Source organism: Psychroserpens burtonensis DSM 12212, from assembly GCF_000425305.1.
GTDB lineage: Bacteria > Bacteroidota > Bacteroidia > Flavobacteriales > Flavobacteriaceae > Psychroserpens > Psychroserpens burtonensis.
Genome location: NZ_AUDE01000027.1, coordinates 46,981 through 68,272, shown reverse-complemented (window position 1 = coordinate 68,272; position 21,292 = coordinate 46,981). Strand labels below are relative to the sequence as shown.

The following is a 21,292-nucleotide window of genomic DNA, read 5'->3' as shown; positions in this document are numbered from 1 at the left end:
ATTAATAAATTGAATTATTTTGAGTGTTGTCGAGGCTACACTTAAAAGCAAAAATTCATGTATGTCATTTTAAAGTTTAATAAGAATTCGTCCAATTAAACGTGATATCTTTTATGATATCTGGATGTAAACTATAATGAACAGGACACGTATTCCCAATACGTTCTATAATTTTACGTGTCTTGGCATCTGCTTCAAAAGACAACTCCAAAACCACTTCTATTTTAGAAATTCGTCTAGGATCACTGGCCATCGTTTTTGTGACATGAGCAATAGTTCCTTTCATATCAACTCCCATATCGTTGGCTTTGATTCCCATAACCGTCATCATGCAACTTGCTAATCCAGTAGCAACGGTATCTGTAGGCGAAAACGCCTCACCTTTCCCATTATTGTCTAAAGGTGCATCTGTTAAAAATGAATTATTGGATTTTAAATGAACACTTTCTGTTCTTAAATCGCCTAAGTAAATTACTTTTGATGTCATTTATTTTGCCTCTACTATAGTTAAGTTATCATATTTTACGACATAAACTGCTTCGTTATAAAAGCCTCCAAACATCTTTTTAGAATATCTAAATTTATTCTCGACATACTCGGTTTCTATATCATGAGAAGACGCTTTATATAAATCATCTTCGCTAGCTAAACGCAACAAAAGATCTAAGGTTAAATCAAACCCTCTAACTGCGTACTTATTTGGACTCACGTTATATACACGTCTATAAGCTCGTATAAATGCATTTTTCGAAGATCCAATATCTGCCGTTTTATTTACTGATGGATAATGAAACTTCAAATTAGACAAGTGGTAATTTGAAATCTCTCTACCCTCGAAAGCTCTATTCTTATCTGTAGTAAATAAAATTATTTCTTTCTCATCAGAGATCAATCCATTAATCATACTGATAACGTTTGAAGCAAATCCCTCATTATCGGTTTCTAAGAACACAATATTTTTTCCGTTTTTAAAGATATTTTCTAAATCTGTTTGAAATATAAAATAAGCCTCTTTACCTTCTTTATTATTTCTAGAATAGATTTGTTCTGCATTAACAAATTCAACTTTCAACTTATCACTAATACGTTTATGTTTTGAATCTGAAATGATTATTACATGCTTAGGCAGAGAATCTGATTTCACATACTTAATAATTGTATTCTCTAATAAGTCACCCGACGGTACACTTTGAAATACATTGTCATACAAAGTCATAGGCATAGAAAAAGGAGAAATAACAGGAATATTATCTCGTTTTAAATCTGACGCTACACGATCTAAATTTTTTGGTACTAATGGACCAATAACGGCATCATAATCTGAAAAATCATTAGCATCTAAAATATTAGAAATCTCAGATAATTGATTTTTTGTATCATAAACCTTTAAATATGTAGAAATACCTAATCGTTTTGCAGAGTCTATAGCCATTAATGCTCCTGCATGAAAATCTAAGGATATAGATAAATAGGCATCTTTTCTAATTCTTTTTTTAGCTTCTTGCACAGAATCTATATCAAATTTATGCGTACCATAAGGCAACATCAAAGCGATTCTTTTGACACTAAGGTTTTTAAGATTACGAGACAAGTTCGTAATGGCTAACTCTTTAAATATCGTTGCTGATTTTGCATCTATCGGTACTTTTAAAACCATCCCTAATTTGAGTCCGCTCGCTTTTAGTTCGGGATTCAAAGTCTCCAATTGCTCTTGGGTTAGACCTAATTTTCTATTAAGCGACATAAAACCTTCACTTTTCAAAACTGTATAATAGCCATAATTTTCTTCAACAGCTTTCTCTTCATTATCTCTAATATTAGGAACATTTACTTCTTGACCAGGTTGTAAAACTTCACTCATATTAGGATTTAGTGCTTCGAGTTGTGGTACTGTAATCCCAAATTTATAAGCCACTCTCCACTTCCCTTCTTTAGGTAATACTGTGTATTTTTTAACTGTATTATTTAAGGTGACTTGATTAACGATTGTTTTAAATTTAGGAATTTTAATGCGATCCCCTTTACGTAAGTTTTCAGAATATAATCTAGTATTATATTTTTTAATATCCTCAATATCCACATTGTATTGTTTAGAAATACTGTACAAGGTTTGCTTACGTCTAACTTTATGCTTTTTAAACCCAACCACCTCTTTTATAGACTCTTTTATAGGCTCATTCTTAACACGAGTGGTAGGAATTATCAGTACCGTGTTTAGTTTTAGCGACGTCTTAGCATCAGGATTAAGAGCGTAAATATCATAAGGCGTGACTAAGTACATCTTAGCAATGCTGGTTATAGTTTCACCTTGAGCTACTTTGTGCGTTTTATAATCCTGACCTACAACAGACAAGCTACAAAACAAAGTTACAAGTATGAGAATGAGTTTTTTCATTGATAAAAATTTATGTCTTATTTCCTTTTCTTCTTCGGAAATTTTAATTGATTACAACTCGTCTATGTTTCAATTTATACTGAGCAAAAATCACAGGTTTTAAATTAAAATTTTTTATAGTTTCAGTATATTTCTCAACCGAAGTTAAGGTAATTTACTCTAACATTAAGACCTCTATTTTACGATTAAGGGAGTCCTATTTGCTTAGGAATTATTCCCACTCAATAGTCGCAGGTGGTTTAGAACTAATATCATAAACCACACGGTTTACACCTTTTACTTTATTTATAATCTCGTTTGAGGTCTTTTGTAAAAACTCATAGGGAAGGTTGACCCAATCTGCAGTCATTCCATCTGTACTTTCTACTGCTCTTAATGCCACACACTTTTCATATGTACGCTCATCGCCCATGACACCTACACTATTCACTGGTAATAACATTGCACCTGCTTGCCAAACTTTATCATATAAACCCCAAGATTTTAAATTGTCAATAAACACAGCATCTACCTCTTGTAAGATTCGTACTTTTTCACGCGTGATATCACCTAATATTCTAATTGCCAACCCTGGTCCAGGAAACGGATGACGACCTAAAATATCTTTATCCATTCCCATAGAAGCTCCTACACGTCGAACTTCGTCTTTAAACAATGCTCTTAAAGGTTCTACAATTTTTAATTTCATATAATCTGGCAATCCTCCAACGTTATGATGACTTTTAATCGTTGCACTTGGTCCTCCTGTTGCAGAAACACTCTCTATAACGTCTGGATAAATAGTCCCTTGTGCTAACCATTTTACACCTTCAATTTCATTAGACTCATCATCAAAAACCTCAATAAATACTCGACCTATTGCTTTCCGTTTTAACTCAGGATCACTTATATCCTCCAAAGCATCCAAAAAGCGTACCGAAGCGTCTACACCTTTAACGTTAAGCCCCATGCCTTCGTATTGCTCGAGTACACTAGAGTATTCATTTTTCCGAAGTAAACCATTATTTACGAAAATACAGTATAAGTTCTTCCCTATTGCTTTATGCAATAATATGGCTGCTACAGATGAATCTACACCTCCCGACAATCCTAGAACGACTTTATCGTTTCCTAATTGTGCTTTAAGTGCATCTACGGTTTCATCAACAAATGAATCTGGTGTCCAATCTTGCTCCACTTGAGCAATATGTACTAAGAAATTTTCTAATAATTGTTTCCCATCTGTTGAGTGATATACTTCTGGGTGAAATTGTATGGCATATGTCTTTTCACCTTCAATTTTAAAAGCTGCATTTTCAACATCATGCGTGCTTGCCAACAAAACACCATTAGTAGGTAGTTGCTTGATAGTATCACTATGACTCATCCACACTTGACTTCCTATAGAAATACCTGTAAAGAAGTCGTCATCTTGTTTTACAAAACTCAAATTAGCTCTACCGTATTCTCTGGTATTAGACTCAGCTACTTTTCCTCCAGAAAAATGAGCTAAATACTGCGCGCCATAACAAACAGCGAGCATGGGTTTTTTACCTCTTATTTGAGTAAGATCTGGATGCAATACAGCTTCACCTCTGACGGAGTTTGGACTACCAGAAAGGATGACAGCTTTAAAGCTCTCTGAATCTACAGGGATTTTATTGAATGGATGAATTTCGCAATAGATGTTTAACTCTCTAACGCGACGTGCAATAAGTTGTGTGTATTGCGAACCGAAATCTAAAATTAGGACTTTGTTGTGTTGCATGTACAAAAATAGTAATGATTTAGGAATTAAGATTTAAGATTTGAAGTTTTTTGGGTTTACTTTTTAACACTTTATTATTTGTAGTAAACGTGTGACGTTTTAAAGTCACTAAGATGTTGAAATGTAAATTAAAAAGCACGAAGTCTAATCGATATAAACAGTAACAAAAATTAATTAACACTCACTAAACAGTCAACACTAGTCTCTAAACTATGAATACTAATTCTGAACCGTTAACACTAAAAACTCACCTTTTAAAGGTTCTAAATTTTCTATTAACTCCGTAATAAGAACGTCTCCATACTCTAAATAGAACTCAGAGAAATTCATATTACGCTCTTGCAAACTTTGGCGAGGAAACAAATCGTCTTGCAATACTGTAACCCGTTCTAAATGATCACTCAGTTTTCGTTTTTGTGCTTTAAGCAATCTACTCTCTAGGTTGTCGAGTCCTTTAATTTGTTTTGCTTCTTGTGCTTTCACTGCGCCAATGAATGATTCATCAGTTTGCTCTGCAAGCACATATAACTCTTTAAATTGTTGGTCTAAATATGCTTTTTGAGATGAAAAATCGATTGTAATTTCAGAGACTTGCTTGGTAACCTTAGTTCGTAATTCATTTTGTTTTAGAAACAAATCGTTCACTGAAACGTTTAGCTTTTGAAGTTTATCTTTTTGCTTATCAGTCATGATCAGTACTGAATTTCGAAGCAACAACATAGGAAAAGTAACTTTTTGCGCTTCAAAATTAGATTTGAGTTGCAACCAATAGGCTAACTCTCCTCCTCCTCCAATATAACAAAGGTTTGGCAATATGACTTCTTGAAATAATGGTCGCATGATTACATTTGGCGAAAAACGTTCTGGATGCGCTAAGAGTATTTTTTGTATCTCACTCTTACTCCAGGAAATAGTTGTATTGAGTACCTGATAGATACCTTCAGTTTCTACGATTCGTTCTCTTACATCTTTTGTGATGTAGAATACGTTAATTTCTCTTGGATTGACTTGAATTTTATAATTTCCGGAGAGACCATTAAGGCAACTGTTAGCTTCTGTGACTTTATCAAAAGAGGTTTGATTCACTAATTCATCTTCTACATAAGGAATGAACAACCGCTTTAAAGCGGCATCATTACCATCAATAATCACCAAACCCTGGTCCTTGAATAATTCATTGACCAGATAACGCGTGGCATCTGTTAAATCTTGATGCTCTAAATAAGCACTTTTAAATAATTGCTTTAGCGTTTCTGCATTGGTCGAAGTGTTTAATTGGTTCGCAAAAACCTTAAAAACGCTGTCCAATCCGTCAAGTTGTAATTCACCTACCGCTCCAGATGCTTTTCGATTCCATTGTAATTTTTGTCCTCTAAAATTGAAGTAATTTATCTCTTCAAAATCATGATCTTCGGTTGCCATCCAATAGATAGGTACAAAGCTTTGTTTTGGATATTCAGACTTAAGCTGTGTGCACAAATTGATTGTGGAAATAATTTTATAAAAAAAATAAAGTGGCCCCGTAAATAAATTGAGTTGATGACCTGTAGTAACTGTAAACGTTTCGTTATTGCTTAATAATTCGATATTCGTTTTAGTTGCTTCAGACATCGCAACAGATGCATATTGGTTTTTTAAAGAGTTCACCAAAACCGCTCTCGTTTCCGAAGAAAAAGAACCTCGTTTTTCCTCAATTTGAGCTTTAAAATTCTCAAGCTTTGGAAACCGATTATAGAACGATTTTAAATCATTATTTTCATCTAGATAATCGCAAATCAAAGAAGAGAAATAGTTGGTTTCTCTAAACGGAAGACTGTCTGTTAGCATAGTTTCAATTCAATTCTAGCGTAAATATAAGCTTCTTCACTTTTTTGAGTCCTAAATTTTAGTTAATACCTCGTATTACTTGAATTTAATGAAATTAAAATACTGTCTTTTTCTTTAGAAAAATTAGAAAAATCAAGCACAGCATTAGCTAAGGTTTTATTATGCTAAAGTAGACATAACATGTTTTATCTCATTAAATTCGAATGATGCTTGTATATATTCACTTGCACACCTTATATTTACTAATTATCACAACTCATCTAGATTTTAATATTATGATTAAGTCATTCGCTTTTATCCTTGCCTTTGTTTGTTCTGTCTCAATTTTTGCTCAAAACCTACAATCACCTTCCGGTTTTTTAGGTTATGACATTGGCACAAAGTTTACCAGACACCATCAAGTTGTTGATTACTTTGAATATGTAGAGGCGCAACTTCCTAAGCAATTAAAATTAGAACAATACGGACAAACCAATGAGCGACGACCATTGCTGTTAGTGTATCTATCTTCCGAAGAAAACATGAAAAACCTAGAGCAAATACGAGAGAATAATCTCAAAAATGCTGGCGTTTTGGAAGGCACAGCAACTGCTAATGATATTGCGATTGTTTGGCTCAGTTATAATGTGCATGGTAATGAAGCGTCAAGTACAGAAGCGTCAATGCTTACCGTTTATAAATTATTGACCAAAAACAAAGAGTATTTAAAAAATACGGTTGTGATTATTGACCCTTGTATTAATCCAGATGGCCGTGATCGCTACGTGAATTGGTATAATGAAACTTCGAGCGTGCCTTATAATATTGACCAACAAGCTAGCGAACATAGCGAGCCGTGGCCTGGAGGACGACCAAACCATTATTTATTTGATTTAAATAGAGATTGGGCTTGGGCTACGCAAGTCGAAACGCAAGCGCGATTAAAAGTGTATAACAAATGGTTGCCTCATATTCATGTAGATTTTCATGAGCAAGGTATCAACGAACCGTATTATTTCGCACCTGCTGCCGAACCGTTTCATGAAGTTATTAGCGACTGGCAACGTGATTTCCAGACACAAATTGGTAAAAATCATGCTAAATATTTTGATGCTGAGGGCTGGTTATATTTTACTCGCGAACGTTTTGATTTATTATATCCAAGTTATGGTGACACCTACCCAACTTATATGGGAGCCATTGGAATGACCTATGAACAAGGAGGTCATGGACGTGCAGGATTAGGAGTTTTAAATGATGAAGGTGAGGTATTGACTTTAGTTGACAGACTAACCCACCATACAACTACTGGAATATCAACTGTTGAAATCTCGTCGCAAAATGCCAAAAAACTGAATACTGAGTTTGGCAATTACTTTGATAATTCAAAGCTGTTATATAAGAGTTATGTTTTACAAGGACATGCAGATAAGATTGAAAGCTTAACCCAACTTCTAGATAAACATGAGATCTCTTATGGTTTTGCTCAAGGCGGAAAAGTAACTGGGTTTGACTATTGGTCTTCTAAACAAGGGCAGCTCAACACAACGACTAATGATTTGGTGGTGAGCACCAATCAGCCTAAAGGAAAAATGGTAAAAGTATTATTTGAGCCTAACACAGCATTGAGTGATTCTCTTACTTATGACATCACGGCTTGGTCTGTACCTTATGCCTACGGATTAGGTGCCATTGCGAGCAAAAGCAATGTAAACACGAATGATAAATTAAGGAATGGCTATGCTACTCCTGTTTCAAATTCTTCTGCTACAGGTTACGTTATTGAATGGAATAGCATGAAGGATGCACAATTTCTTGCAGAATTACTTAAAAACAATATCAAGGTTCGATTTACAGAAAAACCGTTTACAACTCAAGGAAAAACATACAACAGAGGTTCTCTAATAATTGTTAGAGGAGATAATAAAAAGGTAGCTAATTTTGATGACAAAGTATTTGACATTGCCATTTCAAATAACAGAACTCCAAATGCTATTACCTCTGGATTTTCAACCTCAGGACCAGATTTTGGATCACCAGACATTAAATTAGTAAATGCTCCAAAAATAGCAATACTCTCTGGAGATTACACCTCATCATTAAGCTATGGTGAGCTATGGCACTTTTTTGAGCAGCAGCTTCACTATCCAGTAACTTCAATTAATACAAAGGACTTGTCTAGCACTAACTTATCAAAATACAATGTGTTGGTCATGCCAGATGGCTATTATAGTGGTTTTCTAAATGAAGACCTTACAGACAAAATTAAAACATGGGTTCGCTCTGGCGGAAAACTCATAGCTATTGATGGAGCATTAAACAGTTTTGCTGGCAAGGACGATTTTGGATTAAAAAGAAATCAAACGGAAGACTCCATAGAAAACAATCAAAACAAAACCATTAAATATGCAGACAGAGAACGTGATAATACTAAAAACTTAATCACAGGTGCTATTTTTAAAACAGATGTCGACAATACACATCCACTGGCTTTTGGTTATGACGACTATTATTTCACATTGAAACAAGGCAATACGTCTTACAGTCTTTTAGATACTGGTTATAACGTAGCCTATCTTGGTGACAGCCCTAAAAACGTATCTGGCTATGCAGGACAGGAGGCGCTCAAACAATTAAATAAGTCATTGGTTTTTGGCGAGCAACGTATGGGAAGCGGAAGCGTTATTTACATCGTGGACAACGTGATGTTTAGAAGTTTTTGGGAGAATGGAAAACTATTTTTTGTGAACGCTGTCTTTTTTGTAAATAATAATTTGACAGAATTATAGGATCTATTTTAATCTTTTTGTCTTCGGAAATTCTAGTTTGCAACCCAAGATGTACCTGAACCTTTTTTTTAAAGGTCCTTTACCTATACTATTTTTATAGTTATATAAAAGGCCACCAAAAAGGTTCGCGTAATTTTTAAGACGCATTAGATACAAAGAATATAATAGGGAAGTTTGGACACACTGGTGTTAACTAATAATTTATCAAAACACGTTGCGAAACATTTGAGCATTGCCTAGAAAAGTTCATAAAGTGTTGTAAATATGAGCCCTTTACCATCCCTTAAAACAACAGACAATAATTGCCGCTCTCCTTTTACCTTCAAATTAAAGGGCGGAGTTAATATATTCAAACCACTTTGCTTTTTCAACCTAATCCCTTGACCAGAAATAATATCTTTATTAGGTATAAAATCTCCTTCAGGCACATGCTCTGTTAAAATAACATATTTAAAATCTGTTAATTTATGTACTATGCGTTTTATTTCAGCATTGGATAAATGTTGTAAAACTTGCCTTAATAGAGCGCAGTCTCCAGAAGGCAAATCATCTACTGCAATATCCAAACAATGAAATTCTAAATCTTTCTCTTTAAACTTTTCTTTATTATATACAATGAGACCCTCTACGATATCTACTGCTATATACTTAGCAGTATACTTTACCAATGCTTTGCCTACATTAAAATCTCCACAGCCTAAATCACATACGACTAGAGGCCTTTTAAAAGTCATTAGAAATGATGTTAAAACATCTATATATGGATTCACTAACTCAGGACGATGTGACCCATTACCAGAATAAAATGCAGAAGTATTAGAACCCCAAAGTTTCATTTTATAAACCTGCTCCATAGCGTCTTTAGTTGACCAAGGGGCCTTGGTTTTTTTTATTATGTTTTCTTTTTTATTCATAAACGCAACACCTGTCTACACAAGCTATCCTTAATAAATTCTTACTTCTTTTTAAACTTCTTATTAATCATTTTTCTTTTCCATTGGTCTCCAAAGACCTCAAAAACATTTAGAGAATAGACTCCTAATATAACTCCCCAAGACAACAGTATCCATAAAAAAGCACTCCAGTTTTCAAAATCGTTAAGTGCTATAATAAATGGAAGCACCAAACTTAAAATCGCTATTGCAAAAAGTTTATAAAACCCTTTTAAATTTTGAATGTATGATTCTTCTTTTCTAATCTGTTCTATATCTTCTTTCTTATCCGAATCTTTTATATTGATTTCAAAGACCGAGGCCAAAGATTTCAAAGACTCTAAACCTGCATTCTCTCCATTCTCAATTCTTTGAATAGTTCTTATACTTAATCCGCTCATTTCTGCCAATTGATCCTGTGACCAATGACGTTCTAATCTCATTTGTTTAATATCTCTTAAATTAATTGTATCAGAATTCATTCTTTTATTAGTGTATTATATTAATCCTTCGACAAAGATAGACATTAACCAATCGTAACGATTACAATCAATATGACACTATAATGACAGCAATATGACAGTTGCGAGACAACAAGCCTTTTAAGTAAAAATTAGCTACAAATACTGTCGTTGATAGCTTCCTCTCTATTAACTTATACAACCAAACGAATACCTATTTGGTTCGTTTTGTTTCACTAAGTTAATTCTAACCCAGCCAACATAAGAACAAAAGACACTAGAGAAACAAATCGCACACAAACAGATTGGTTATAATTTTTAAAAATACGTTATATGAACAAGCTCTTAACTTTGTGTTTTCTAATAGTTTCTACTATTGGGTTTAGTCCATCAGAAACAATTAATACTATCAAAATTAAACCAACTGTACTGCCTAAAGAATACAAATCTTCGCAAGACATAGAATGTCAAGCCATACAATCAAAACTGTTATACAAAAATCCAGAGATGTATCGTTTTATTATTGGAAAGACAATCGAAAAGCAATGTCAAACTTTTGAGCATAAAGGAAAAAAAGGTTCCCTATTATATTTTGAATTTGATAGAAATGCTAATGAAGGAAAAGGATTTGTAGAAGGTCTACTTTGGGGAGGAGAAAAACCTAGCAAAGCACATCCAGAAACTATAATTACAAAAGGAAATATCATCATAGTTTTAAGTTTTCCATTTAAAAGTGACCTAAGTAAGGAGCTTACTAAGATAGTATCTCGAAGATAAAATATAGATTTTCTGGTCCAAATAGTAAGCAAGAGTTCTTGGTAATCTTGGAAAGGTATCCCATAGAGGATTAGAAATGAGAAAAACCAACTGTATCAGTACACATCATAAAACTAAATTTCAAATACATCTCAAAACGACAACCACTACCCTCTTAATAGACTTGTTTTAAAAAAATTTACAAAAAATTGACACTTTTTTTACATTTTCCTTAGCGATATAACTACCTGTCAACCCTATATTTGACATAAATTAATCTAGAAATAGAACGACTATGAACAAGACCACTATTATTTTCTGCATAAAACTAGCTGTACTAAACGTATTAGTTTTTTGTTTCGCAAGTTGTAACAGCACTATTAAAACTGACGACCCAAACTCCTCAAGCAGTAATGACCTTGCTTTTATTAACTCAAATTTAGAACGTACGGCTAGCAAAAAAATCCCAGACTTGTATTACGGAGTAGATACACGATTTGAAGCCTATACAAAAGAAGACATCCATAAAGCCACAACAATTTATGATTTTCTTACTGAAGAAGAGGCCCAACAAATAGCTTATATTAATTCTGTAGACGTGATTATCATTAAAGACCATGAGCAATCTAGAATACGTGAATATGGAACTAATGATTATCTAACACCTGGGCAACTAAAACTTTTAAGAGCAACAGAGCACTTTAGTCATTTTACGATTAGAACGGAATTCAAAGAAAGAAACACTGAGAATGGCAATTTAGAAGAACGCTTTTTTGGTCCGCACATAACCGTTGTTCCTGAGAAGCAGGCCATTTATAGGGATGGTAAAGAATCACTTATCACCTATTTTAGGGAGAACAGTAAAGAGAGTATGAACGTTTTCAAAGAAGACAAATTGGGCGCAATTAAACTCTCTTTTATAATAACAAAAGAAGGCACTATTTCAAATGTTCAACATGACGCAATGACAACGGGATACCCTTCACTGGATGAGAAATTCATTGAACTTATTAAGAATATCCCAGGACCATGGACACCTGCCGAAAACTCTAAAGGAGAACAAGTTGACCAAGAGCTCGTATTTACTTTTGGACCAGCAAATGGTTGTTAATCAAAGAAACTCAATGGACTTAGTTATTTACAACTTCAGCATATAAATCAAAGTCTTCTGCTTCAATAACTTTTACTGTAGCGAACTCACCTGTTTTTAAGTATGCAACGGTAGCATCAATTAAAACCTCGTTATCAACATCTGGAGAGTCAAATTCTGTACGACCAACAAAATAGTTACCTTCTTTTCTATCGATAACCACTTTGAATTCATGTCCAATTTTTTGCTGATTCAATTCAAAAGAAATTTGAGATTGAATTTCCATAATCTGGTTAGCACGCTCCATTTTCACTTCTTCAGGAACATCATCTACGAGGTTAAAAGCATGTGTATTTTCTTCATGAGAATAGGTAAAACAGCCCATACGCTCAAAACGCATGTCTTTAACCCATTGCTTTAACGTTTGAAAATCGGCTTCTGTTTCTCCTGGATAACCAACAATCAATGTTGTTCTAATAGTCATTCCGGGAACTGTTGCTCTAAATGCCTTAAGTAATTTAGTGGTTTTCTCTTGAGTTGTTCCACGACGCATACTTTTCAAAATTGAATCGCTAATGTGTTGTAAAGGAATGTCTAAATAATTACAAATCTTAGGTTCGCGTTTCATAATATCTAACACATCCATCGGGAAACCTGTAGGAAAGGCGTAATGTAATCTGATCCACTCAATACCTTCAACTTTAACTAAGTGCTCTAATAATTCGGCAAGATTACGTTTTTTATATATATCTAAGCCGTAGTAGGTTAAATCTTGAGCAATCAAAATCAACTCTTTTACGCCATTAGCTGCTAATTTTTCAGCTTCTATAACTAAATGTTCAATAGGTGTACTTTTATGCTTCCCACGCATTAATGGTATGGCACAAAAACTACAAGGTCGATCACAACCTTCAGCAATTTTTAAATATGCATAGTTTTTTGGCGTCGTTGTCAAACGCTCACCAATTAATTCATGCTTATAATCTGCACCTAATGCTTTTAATAATTGAGGCAACTCTGTAGTACCAAAATATTCATCTACGTTAGGAATTTCTTTCTGTAAATCTGGCTTATAACGCTCACTTAAACAACCGGTCACAAACACTTTATCAACCTCTCCTGCTTCCTTCTTTTTCATGAATTCAAGAATAGTATTCACACTTTCCTCTTTAGCATTATTGATAAAGCCACAGGTATTAATAACGACAACATTACCGTCTTCTTCGTGAACAACGTCCTTTCCGCTGGCTTTTAATTGTCCCATTAATACTTCACTATCATATACATTCTTGCTACATCCAAGTGTTACGACATTGATTCTGTTCTTCTTAAGTGATTTAGTTCTCATAGTCAAATTTCAGTTGGCAAAGATACGTAATGATTTGTGATTAAACGTTAAACCTTTTTTATCTTTAGAAGTCTTAAAATAAAATGAATACTATGAAATTATCTAACCTTGTTATGGTCCTTTTGAGTTTAGGTTTAGTTTGTAATTGTTCTTCGGAAGATGACGCGCCTCAAACTGAAGATCCATCGCCAGACGAAAGCACCTATTTCCCTCCACTTGCTTCGGAACTATGGGAAAGTAAATCTTTGTCTGAAGTAGGATGGAATGACACCAACTTACAACTACTTTTAGACTTTTTAGAAGACAAGAATACCAAGGGTTTCATAATGCTTCACAACGGAAAAATAGTCGTGGAAACCTACATGAATAATCATACCGAAACGTCTGCTTGGTATTGGGCAAGCGCAGGAAAAACATTAACAACAACTGTAACTGGAATTGCAGAAGATGAAGGACTTTTAGATATTAACGATAAAGTTTCAGATTATTTAGGAACAGGATGGACGAGCATTCCGTTAGAAAAAGAAAATTTGATAACCTGTAAAAATCTACTATCTATGGATTCTGGGTTGGACGATACTTTGGGTGACGCTATTTCCGCAGAAAATCTTCAGCACATCGCAGATGCGGGAAATCGTTGGGCATATCACAATGTATATGTCAAACTACAAGACGTGATTTCTAGCGCAAGCAATCAAACTTGGAACAGTTATTTTGATACCAATCTTAAAAATAAAATAGGAATGACTGGTGCTTGGATTCCGTTTGGAGATTTAAATGTCTATTGGAGTACTGCGCGAAGTATGGCACGTTTTGGATTATTGACGTCTGCCAATGGCAAATGGGAAGACACTCAAATTGTATCTGAAAATTTCTTAAACGACGCGACGAATACATCGCAAGCTATCAATCAAGCATACGGTTACTTATGGTGGCTCAATGGGAAATCGAGTTATCATTTACCACAATCACAATTTGAGATACAAGGAGCGCTTATCCCAAATGCTCCAAGTGACATGTATTGTGCATTAGGTCGTGATGATCAAAAGATTTATATCGTGCCAAGTCAAAAATTAGTCTTCATTAGAATTGGAGAAGCGGCAGAAAATGTGAATTTTGCGCTCTCATCATTCGATAATGATTTGTGGGAAAAGATTACTTTAGTTATTGATTAATTATAATTAATAGGTGCTATTCTCATTTTAGAGGCTTGTTCATAAACATAAGCCCATTGCAACAACTGTTTTTCTGTTAGTCGAGAACTGATAAAGGTTAATCCCTTTGGCACCCCCTCGTCTGTATAACCCATTGGTACTGTAATTGCAGGATACTCTGCAACTGCTGCATGACCAGCATGATAATTATTTATAGATAAAACACCCTCTAGATGGTGTGCTGTCATTGGTTCATCAAAAAAGCGTTTCCCATTAGTTTTGAGAGTCGCCTTAATTTTGGTGAATTCTTCTTCCGTTGCAAAATCATCTGCTATGCCCTGAAATAATGATTGTCCGTAAGGCATCACATTCAAACTGTCAGCCTTATTAAAAGCCATAATATCTTCAATAGATGCATAACCGAGATTCTCATTTCCGTAGGTATTAAGATAGGTTACCAAATCTGTTTTCATATCTAAATTGAGTAATCTTAGAAATCCAGGAAGGGGAATTTCAGCTGCTTCTATATCTATAATTTCAGCACCTTGAGTTTTAAGAACTTTAATAGCATTGGCATATAATTTGTCATCCATCAAACTCTTGTATGCGCCAAAACGCTTGCCTTTTAGAGAAGATTTTTCTAAATCTTTTTGATAGAACGGACTCTCCCAAAGGTTATAAATAGATTTAGAGTCTGACACGTCTTCACCAAAAAGCGCATCTAAAACGATAGCATTATCCATCACGTTTTTGGTAATTGGTCCTGCTGTATCCAAAGTTGAAGAAATAGGAATAATACCACTACGACTCACTAAACCAATAGTAGGTTTAAAACCTACTGTAGAATTCTGACTTGCAGGTGATAATATAGAACCAGACGTTTCACTACCAATCGCAGCAGCACAAAAATTAGCTGCCACCGCAACACCACTTCCTGAGCTAGATCCTCCAGTATCAATGGTTTTTCTACCATAAGGATTCAACGTTTGACCACCAACAGCCGAGTAACCGCTTGGACAATCGCCACAGAAGAAATAAGCCCATTCACTTAAGTTCGCTTTACCTAAAATTAAAGCGCCTTTAGATTTTAACTGGCTCACAATAAAAGCATCTTCAACAGTATTATCTTTCAATGCGACAGCTCCTGCGGTTGTTGGGATTCCTGCAGTATTTATATTATCTTTTAAAAGTATTGGCATCCCAAAAATTGGATGTTTCAACATTCTATTTCGTAATTCTATATCTTTTTGTTGTGCTTCTGCAATCACATTTGGATTTAATGCGATGACTGAATTTAAAGACAGGTCATTCTGTCTATCAAATTGTCTAATGCGATATAAATAAAACTTAGTGAGTTGCTCGTAAGATACTGTACCTGCATTAATATGTTTTTGAATCGTAGGAATATCTTGGTCTAAAACCAATGGTTTTAGTGCCTTGTATGTTGTTTCTGTAAAGTCCTTAAGATCGTCGTTAAATACGTCCCACAATTCTGAAGTATTGATATATTTAGAATCCAACACTTTAAACTCCCTAAAGTCTTTAGTTGAAATAGCGCTCATATCATCAGAGGCTTCTGTTTCACTGGCAGCATCCTCTTTAGAGGTTTTCTCGTTGGAAGGTTTACAGCTTGATGCACTTAAAACAAGACAAAATAAGATAAGGTAACGCATGGTTTAATTTTTTAATAAAAGTACGGAAAATTCAAATCAATCCTTATTGAAAAACCAAACACATCATAAACAAATTGTTTTGATGCGTTTCTTTAGGAGTTAAATACTTAAACTTATTAATCTTGCAGTTCTAAAGTGATGATAAAATCACCAATGTACGTTTCTATTTCTCCCGATTCATTAAAATATCTCCAATCAAAATTATCAACATAACTAAAAAGCTCAGTTGGTTTAAAGCGGGTTATTATTATTTGGTTATCATCGCTCAAAATTGTATTTGACGTTATAGAATCGCCAAGAGAAAATCTAATATTTGGCCTATTAAAAACATAAGACGCAGGTTCAGCAGCAGGAGCTCCATAACTTGTAACTTGCTCTTCACCAACTACACCAAAAATAGGAAAATCGTTTAAAGGATAGTAAGCTCTACCATCATTTAAAAATTGCATTCTCTTGCCAAAAGGAACTAAACTAGCTTCTGAATTATTTTCTATAATTAAATCTGTACTAAAAATACCATCTCCATTCAGATCCATGCTTTCTTCAACTTCATAGGCAACAACTATGTACGTTTTACCTTCGAGTGAAAATGGAGCTGGTCCATCATCTGCATTGCAACCAAATAAAAGAGTGAGTAATAAAAGTAATAGTGAATTTTTCATAGTTTTTATTTTAAATATACTGATGAAATAAGAATAAATAAAAAAAATCGCAAATAATAATTGAATTCGACAATTTCATCAATAAAGCTCTCAAGCAATAGAACAAAATACTAGCTAAAAACAGAACTATAAAATACAACTGAAGGCAACGATAATTAACTAACTATTTAAGAATCAAAGGATTTATTTCCAGGAAACAAAAAGTCGCAAAACTAATAATGTAAAGTCTCTGTGACAAAAGCGCTACTAAAAAATTTTAACCAAAACGCTTTTGATAACTTGTTCTTTATTTGTAATGGGACTATTCATTTAGTGTATGAATTATGAGATTGCTTTTTTCAAAGGAATCTTATTTGAAGAAACTATCCACAAACTCATATTTATTAAAGACTTGTAAATCTTCAATCCCTTCTCCTACACCAATATATTTTACAGGAATTTTAAATTGATCACTAATCCCAATAACAACACCTCCTTTTGCAGTACCATCGAGTTTGGTAACTGCTAGAGAAGTTACCTCTGTAGCTGCAGTAAATTGTTTAGCTTGTTCGAAGGCGTTTTGTCCAGTAGAGCCATCTAATACTAATAACACGTCGTGAGGTGCATCACCTATTACTTTTTGCATGACACGTTTTACTTTGGTCAGCTCGTTCATTAGGTTCACCTTATTATGTAAACGTCCTGCGGTATCAATAATAATAACATCTGCATTTTGGTTAACTCCAGATTGCAAAGCATCAAAAGCCACACTTGCTGGATCACTTCCCATATCTTGACGTACCATGGGTACATCAACACGATCTGCCCAAACTTGAAGTTGATCTATTGCAGCAGCTCTAAAAGTATCTGCAGCACCTAGAACGACTTTAAATCCTTTCTTTTTAAATTGGTAGGCTAGTTTTCCAATCGTAGTTGTTTTTCCAACACCATTAACACCTACGACCATTAACACATAAGGTGTTTTTGAACCATTGGCTTGTTTTGGCAACTCAGGAAGCACATACTCCGTCTCTTCACCAGAATTCGTCTCTGATAATAAGCCAGCAATTTCTTCCCGTAAGATTGTATTTAATTCTGAAGTTCCTAAATATTTATCCTTGGAGACACGCTCTTCAATGCGTCCAATAACTTTTAATGTGGTATTAACCCCAACATCACTGGACACTAAAATTTCCTCTAAATTATCTAAAACGTCATCGTCAACTTTAGATTTACCCGCTACTGCTTTATTTAATTTTGAGAAAAAGGATGTTTTAGATTGCTCTAACCCCTTATCAAGGGTTTCTTTTTTTTCTGAAGAAAATATTTTTTTAAAAAAACTCATTCGTTGTACATATTTACAAGTTCTAGTCAAATGTCAAGCCGAAAAAATATCTGCTATTTTGTCACCTCTTGTTCAAATATAGACATAAAAAAACTGCTTTCAAATATGAAAGCAGTTCATAATCAAACATAAAATGTTTAATTTATTTCTTGTTTAAAAAACCATCAACAAACTCTGGTGCCATTACTGACTCCACAAACATGTAAGCTCCAGTTTTTGGTGACTTTACCATTTTGATCGCTTTTGTAAGCCTCTTGGAAGAGGTTTGTAATGATGCTACTGTTTTCTTTGCCATGACTGTTATGGGTGTTATTTGAATTTTTCTTACGAAAATTTCGAATTATTATTTTATCTCTTTGTGAAGTGTCATACGCTTTAAAACAGAATTAAATTTCTTAATCTCCATTCTATCTGGCGTATTCTTCTTGTTTTTTGTAGTAATGTAACGAGACGTTCCTGGTTGACCAGACTCCTTGTGCTCTGTACATTCTAATATAACCTGTATTCTATTTCCTCTTTTTGCCATTGTACGTGAATTTAACGCGTTACGCTATTATTTTAAAAATCCTTTGGACTTCGCTTCTTTTATTGCAGCAGCAATACCAATTTTATTGATGGTTTTTAATGCTGAAGTCGATACCTTTAAAGTTACCCACTCATTTTGTTCTGGAATATAAAAACGCTTTTTGATTAAATTCGCGTTGAATTTACGCTTTGTTTTATTCATCGCGTGAGATACGTTGTTTCCAACCATCGCTTTCTTTCCAGTAAGTTCACAAACTCTTGACATTTCTTTCTAACTTTATATGATGTTATACTGTACCTATCCTCGAATATCGTTTATAGATATTTTTAAACAGGGTGCAAATTTAATAAAACTTTGTAATACAGGCAAACTAAAACTGTTACTTTTTTAAAATTTCTTTCTGTACCATTTCAAAGGCTTTATTTGCTGCTTTATTAATGACTTTAACACGATGATTTCCAAAACTAAATTTCTCAGAATATACATCATTTTTAGTAGCGATAGCAATATATACGATTCCTAAACCTTCTGCTGTATCATCTGTTGTTGGTCCAGCATTACCTGTTGTTGCAATCGCAAAGTCAGTATCAAACAACTGCAATACATTTTTCGCCATAGCTTCTGCAACCTCTCCACTTACGACAGTATATTGATCAATTAAATCTTCGGACACTTTAAGCACATTCACCTTTGCCTCTTTTGTATAGCTTACAATACTTCCCTTAAAATATTTTGAGGCTCCTGCATTTGCAGTAAAACGTTCTGCCAATAATCCGCCAGTACAACTTTCTGCTGTTGCTATGGTTTTTTGTTGCTCAGTAAGATAAGTGCCAATAATAGCTTCTATAGACAAATCTTCCTCATAACCTGCAAATATATCTTCTATTTGAGGCAATAATAATTGGATTTGCTTTTCCATTTCGGCTTGAATAACTAACTTATCATTTCCTTTTGCCGACAGTCTCAATCTAACGCGACCTAAGCTTGGTAAGAATGCTAATTTGATAAAGTCTGGTAATTCATCCTCAAATTTCTCAATACGCTCAGCCAATGAACTCTCACCTAAACCGTAAGTTAAAAAGGTTTTGTGCTGTATGTAAGGAAATTTAAAGCGGGCTCTTAATTTTGGAATAACCTCGTCATCAATGAGTGCTTTCATCTCATATGGAACACCTGGCAGCGAAATAAAAACCGTATTATTCCTTTCTAACCACATACCTGGAGCGCTTCCGTATTTATTCATCAAAACATCAGCCTTTGATGGCACTAATGCTTGATCTAGATTAACTTGCATTACAGGCCTCTTGACATAAGCTTCCCATAAATGCTCAATATTTTTTCTTACTGAAATATCTTCCTTTAAGGTATCGCCAAAATAATCTGCTATCGTTTTTTTAGTAATATCGTCTTTTGTTGGCCCTAAACCTCCTGTAATAATGACAATATCTGCATTAGATTCTGCTTCAGAAAAGGCTTTTAAAATATGGGCTCGATCATCTTGAACAGATGTAATTTGATATACTGAAACACCAATTTTATTAAGTTGTTTTGCTATAAATGCTGAATTTGAATCAACAATTTGGCCAATGAGAATTTCATCACCAATGGTAATAATTTCTGCTATCATTATAAATCGAAATCTTCTTTAATTTCTGTACTTGCTTGATTTACTGCAGCTAAAACCAATTCTAATTCACGAGAACAGTCTTCTCCTGCTTTCTCCAATTTCCCCCAGTCTTGAACTACAATAAGAGCCTCTAATACACCAAGTTCAAATAGATCTATGGTTGGTTTCATTTTATGAGCTGCCTGGTAAGTATTGTAATAATCACTTTCGGCTACTGCTTTTTTGAGTCGTTCTGCATCCTCTGGCACTTCTCCTAAAAAGGCTTCCGCAAGCGCTTTGATGAATTCCATATCATTATCTGCCAATTCCTTTACTCTATGTAATTTGTAATGTTGTTCCATTATTTAACTGTAATTGAAAACAATTGTTTGTCTTCTATAAATCCTTTTAAACGATCATTGGCAATTACTTTGCCAACTCCTGCGGGTGTTCCGGTAAATATAATATCTCCAATCTTTAAAGTAAAATATTTTGAGACATATTCTATAATTTCATCAATTTTCCATAGCATTAAGCTCGTATTTCCCTTTTGAACAATCTCTTCATTCTTTTTCAAACTAAAACCAAGGTTATTGATGTCGTTAAAATTATTCTTCGGAAGCCACTCGCCTATAACTGCTGCACCATCAAAAGCCTTTGCTTTTTCCCATGGCAGTCCTTTCGCTTTTAGCTGCGCTTGCACATCACGTGCCGTAAAGTCGATTCCTAATCCAATGTCATCATAATATTTATGAGCAAACTTCTTAGCGATATGCTTTCCTACTTTATTGATTTTCACTAGAACTTCAACCTCATGATGCACATCATCTGAGAAATCTGGGATAAAAAAAGGCTGTTTCTTTAGTAGAATAGACGTATCAGGTTTTAAAAACACAACTGGATCTGTTGGTTTTTCGTTTTCTAATTCTTTTATGTGGTCTGTGTAGTTACGACCTATGCAAATTAACTTCATTAGTATTGCTTGTTTTTTCTCGCAAAGGCTCAAATGCGCAAAGCTCACTC

The 21,292-nt window shown here is 34.3% G+C and carries 20 protein-coding genes; 4 read left to right on the top strand and 16 right to left on the bottom strand.

Features of this window, described 5'->3' with window-relative positions:
• Positions 1-76: 76 nt before the first annotated feature.
• The 4 genes from H593_RS0112745 to bshC all read right to left on the bottom strand — a co-directional run bounded on the left by H593_RS0112745 (position 77) and on the right by bshC (position 5,969).
• Entirely contained in the window at positions 77-487 is a 411-nt protein-coding gene (locus tag H593_RS0112745) for an OsmC family protein (protein ID WP_028872806.1), read from the bottom strand.
• Positions 488-2,395, bottom strand: a complete 1,908-nt coding sequence (locus tag H593_RS0112740; protein ID WP_028872805.1) for a PBP1 and LysM peptidoglycan-binding domain-containing protein — start codon at positions 2,393-2,395, stop codon at positions 488-490.
• A gap of 211 nt (positions 2,396-2,606) precedes the next feature.
• Positions 2,607-4,142: a glutamine-hydrolyzing GMP synthase gene (gene guaA / locus H593_RS0112735; RefSeq protein WP_028872804.1), complete on the bottom strand. Its 1,536-nt coding sequence runs from the start codon at positions 4,140-4,142 to the stop codon at positions 2,607-2,609.
• 219 nt (positions 4,143-4,361) lie between these two features.
• Positions 4,362-5,969 (bottom strand): bacillithiol biosynthesis cysteine-adding enzyme BshC, encoded by a 1,608-nt coding sequence (gene bshC, locus H593_RS0112730; RefSeq protein ID WP_028872803.1) that lies wholly within the window; start codon positions 5,967-5,969, stop codon positions 4,362-4,364.
• A 275-nt stretch (positions 5,970-6,244) separates the two neighbouring features.
• Between bshC and H593_RS0112725 the strand changes: the two genes are divergently transcribed.
• On the top strand, positions 6,245-8,737 hold the full coding sequence (locus H593_RS0112725; protein WP_147231964.1) for a M14 family metallopeptidase: 2,493 nt from the start codon (positions 6,245-6,247) through the stop codon (positions 8,735-8,737).
• A gap of 236 nt (positions 8,738-8,973) precedes the next feature.
• On the opposite strand, the gene H593_RS0112720 is transcribed toward H593_RS0112725, so the two are convergent.
• The gene (locus H593_RS0112720) at positions 8,974-9,651 is read right to left on the bottom strand and encodes a class I SAM-dependent methyltransferase (protein ID WP_028872801.1); all 678 of its coding nucleotides are present in this window, start codon (positions 9,649-9,651) and stop codon (positions 8,974-8,976) included.
• 41 nt (positions 9,652-9,692) lie between these two features.
• Positions 9,693-10,151, bottom strand: a complete 459-nt coding sequence (locus H593_RS0112715) for a helix-turn-helix domain-containing protein (protein ID WP_028872800.1) — start codon at positions 10,149-10,151, stop codon at positions 9,693-9,695.
• A gap of 312 nt (positions 10,152-10,463) precedes the next feature.
• On the opposite strand from H593_RS0112715, the gene H593_RS0112710 reads away from it, so the two are divergent.
• Together H593_RS0112710 and H593_RS0112705 are read left to right on the top strand one after the other, a co-directional pair.
• Positions 10,464-10,907, top strand: coding sequence for a hypothetical protein (locus H593_RS0112710; RefSeq protein WP_028872799.1), 444 nt, complete (start codon positions 10,464-10,466; stop codon positions 10,905-10,907).
• Between the two features lie 274 nt (positions 10,908-11,181).
• Complete coding sequence (locus H593_RS0112705) at positions 11,182-11,997, top strand: hypothetical protein (RefSeq protein ID WP_028872798.1); 816 nt, start codon at positions 11,182-11,184, stop codon at positions 11,995-11,997.
• Positions 11,998-12,016: 19 nt separating this feature from the next.
• On the opposite strand, the gene rimO is transcribed toward H593_RS0112705, so the two are convergent.
• A complete protein-coding gene (gene rimO / locus H593_RS0112700) occupies positions 12,017-13,324 on the bottom strand; it encodes a 30S ribosomal protein S12 methylthiotransferase RimO (protein WP_028872797.1) in 1,308 nt (435 codons plus the stop codon).
• Between the two features lie 92 nt (positions 13,325-13,416).
• Between rimO and H593_RS0112695 the strand changes: the two genes are divergently transcribed.
• The gene (locus H593_RS0112695) at positions 13,417-14,499 is read left to right on the top strand and encodes a serine hydrolase domain-containing protein (protein WP_147231962.1); all 1,083 of its coding nucleotides are present in this window, start codon (positions 13,417-13,419) and stop codon (positions 14,497-14,499) included.
• Here the strand turns inward: H593_RS0112695 and H593_RS0112690 are convergent.
• The 9 genes from H593_RS0112690 to H593_RS0112650 form a co-directional block, all read right to left on the bottom strand.
• Positions 14,496-16,151, bottom strand: coding sequence for an amidase family protein (locus tag H593_RS0112690; protein WP_028872795.1), 1,656 nt, complete (start codon positions 16,149-16,151; stop codon positions 14,496-14,498). The two genes, H593_RS0112695 and H593_RS0112690, sit on opposite strands and share 4 nt — an antisense overlap.
• A gap of 116 nt (positions 16,152-16,267) precedes the next feature.
• Complete coding sequence (locus tag H593_RS0112685) at positions 16,268-16,813, bottom strand: hypothetical protein (RefSeq protein WP_028872794.1); 546 nt, start codon at positions 16,811-16,813, stop codon at positions 16,268-16,270.
• A 349-nt stretch (positions 16,814-17,162) separates the two neighbouring features.
• A complete protein-coding gene (gene ftsY, locus H593_RS0112680; RefSeq protein WP_028872793.1) occupies positions 17,163-18,137 on the bottom strand; it encodes a signal recognition particle-docking protein FtsY in 975 nt (324 codons plus the stop codon).
• 142 nt (positions 18,138-18,279) lie between these two features.
• Positions 18,280-18,432: a DUF4295 domain-containing protein gene (locus H593_RS20535; RefSeq protein ID WP_084142326.1), complete on the bottom strand. Its 153-nt coding sequence runs from the start codon at positions 18,430-18,432 to the stop codon at positions 18,280-18,282.
• Between the two features lie 48 nt (positions 18,433-18,480).
• On the bottom strand, positions 18,481-18,663 hold the full coding sequence (gene rpmG, locus H593_RS0112670) for a 50S ribosomal protein L33 (protein WP_028872792.1): 183 nt from the start codon (positions 18,661-18,663) through the stop codon (positions 18,481-18,483).
• Positions 18,664-18,690: 27 nt separating this feature from the next.
• Entirely contained in the window at positions 18,691-18,927 is a 237-nt protein-coding gene (gene rpmB / locus H593_RS0112665; protein WP_028872791.1) for a 50S ribosomal protein L28, read from the bottom strand.
• A gap of 115 nt (positions 18,928-19,042) precedes the next feature.
• Positions 19,043-20,290: a competence/damage-inducible protein A gene (locus tag H593_RS0112660; RefSeq protein WP_028872790.1), complete on the bottom strand. Its 1,248-nt coding sequence runs from the start codon at positions 20,288-20,290 to the stop codon at positions 19,043-19,045.
• On the bottom strand, positions 20,290-20,631 hold the full coding sequence (locus H593_RS0112655) for a hypothetical protein (RefSeq protein ID WP_028872789.1): 342 nt from the start codon (positions 20,629-20,631) through the stop codon (positions 20,290-20,292). Before H593_RS0112655 ends, H593_RS0112660 begins: the two co-directional genes overlap by 1 nt.
• A complete protein-coding gene (locus H593_RS0112650) occupies positions 20,631-21,242 on the bottom strand; it encodes a fumarylacetoacetate hydrolase family protein (RefSeq protein WP_028872788.1) in 612 nt (203 codons plus the stop codon). Before H593_RS0112650 ends, H593_RS0112655 begins: the two co-directional genes overlap by 1 nt.
• Positions 21,243-21,292 lie beyond the last annotated feature (50 nt).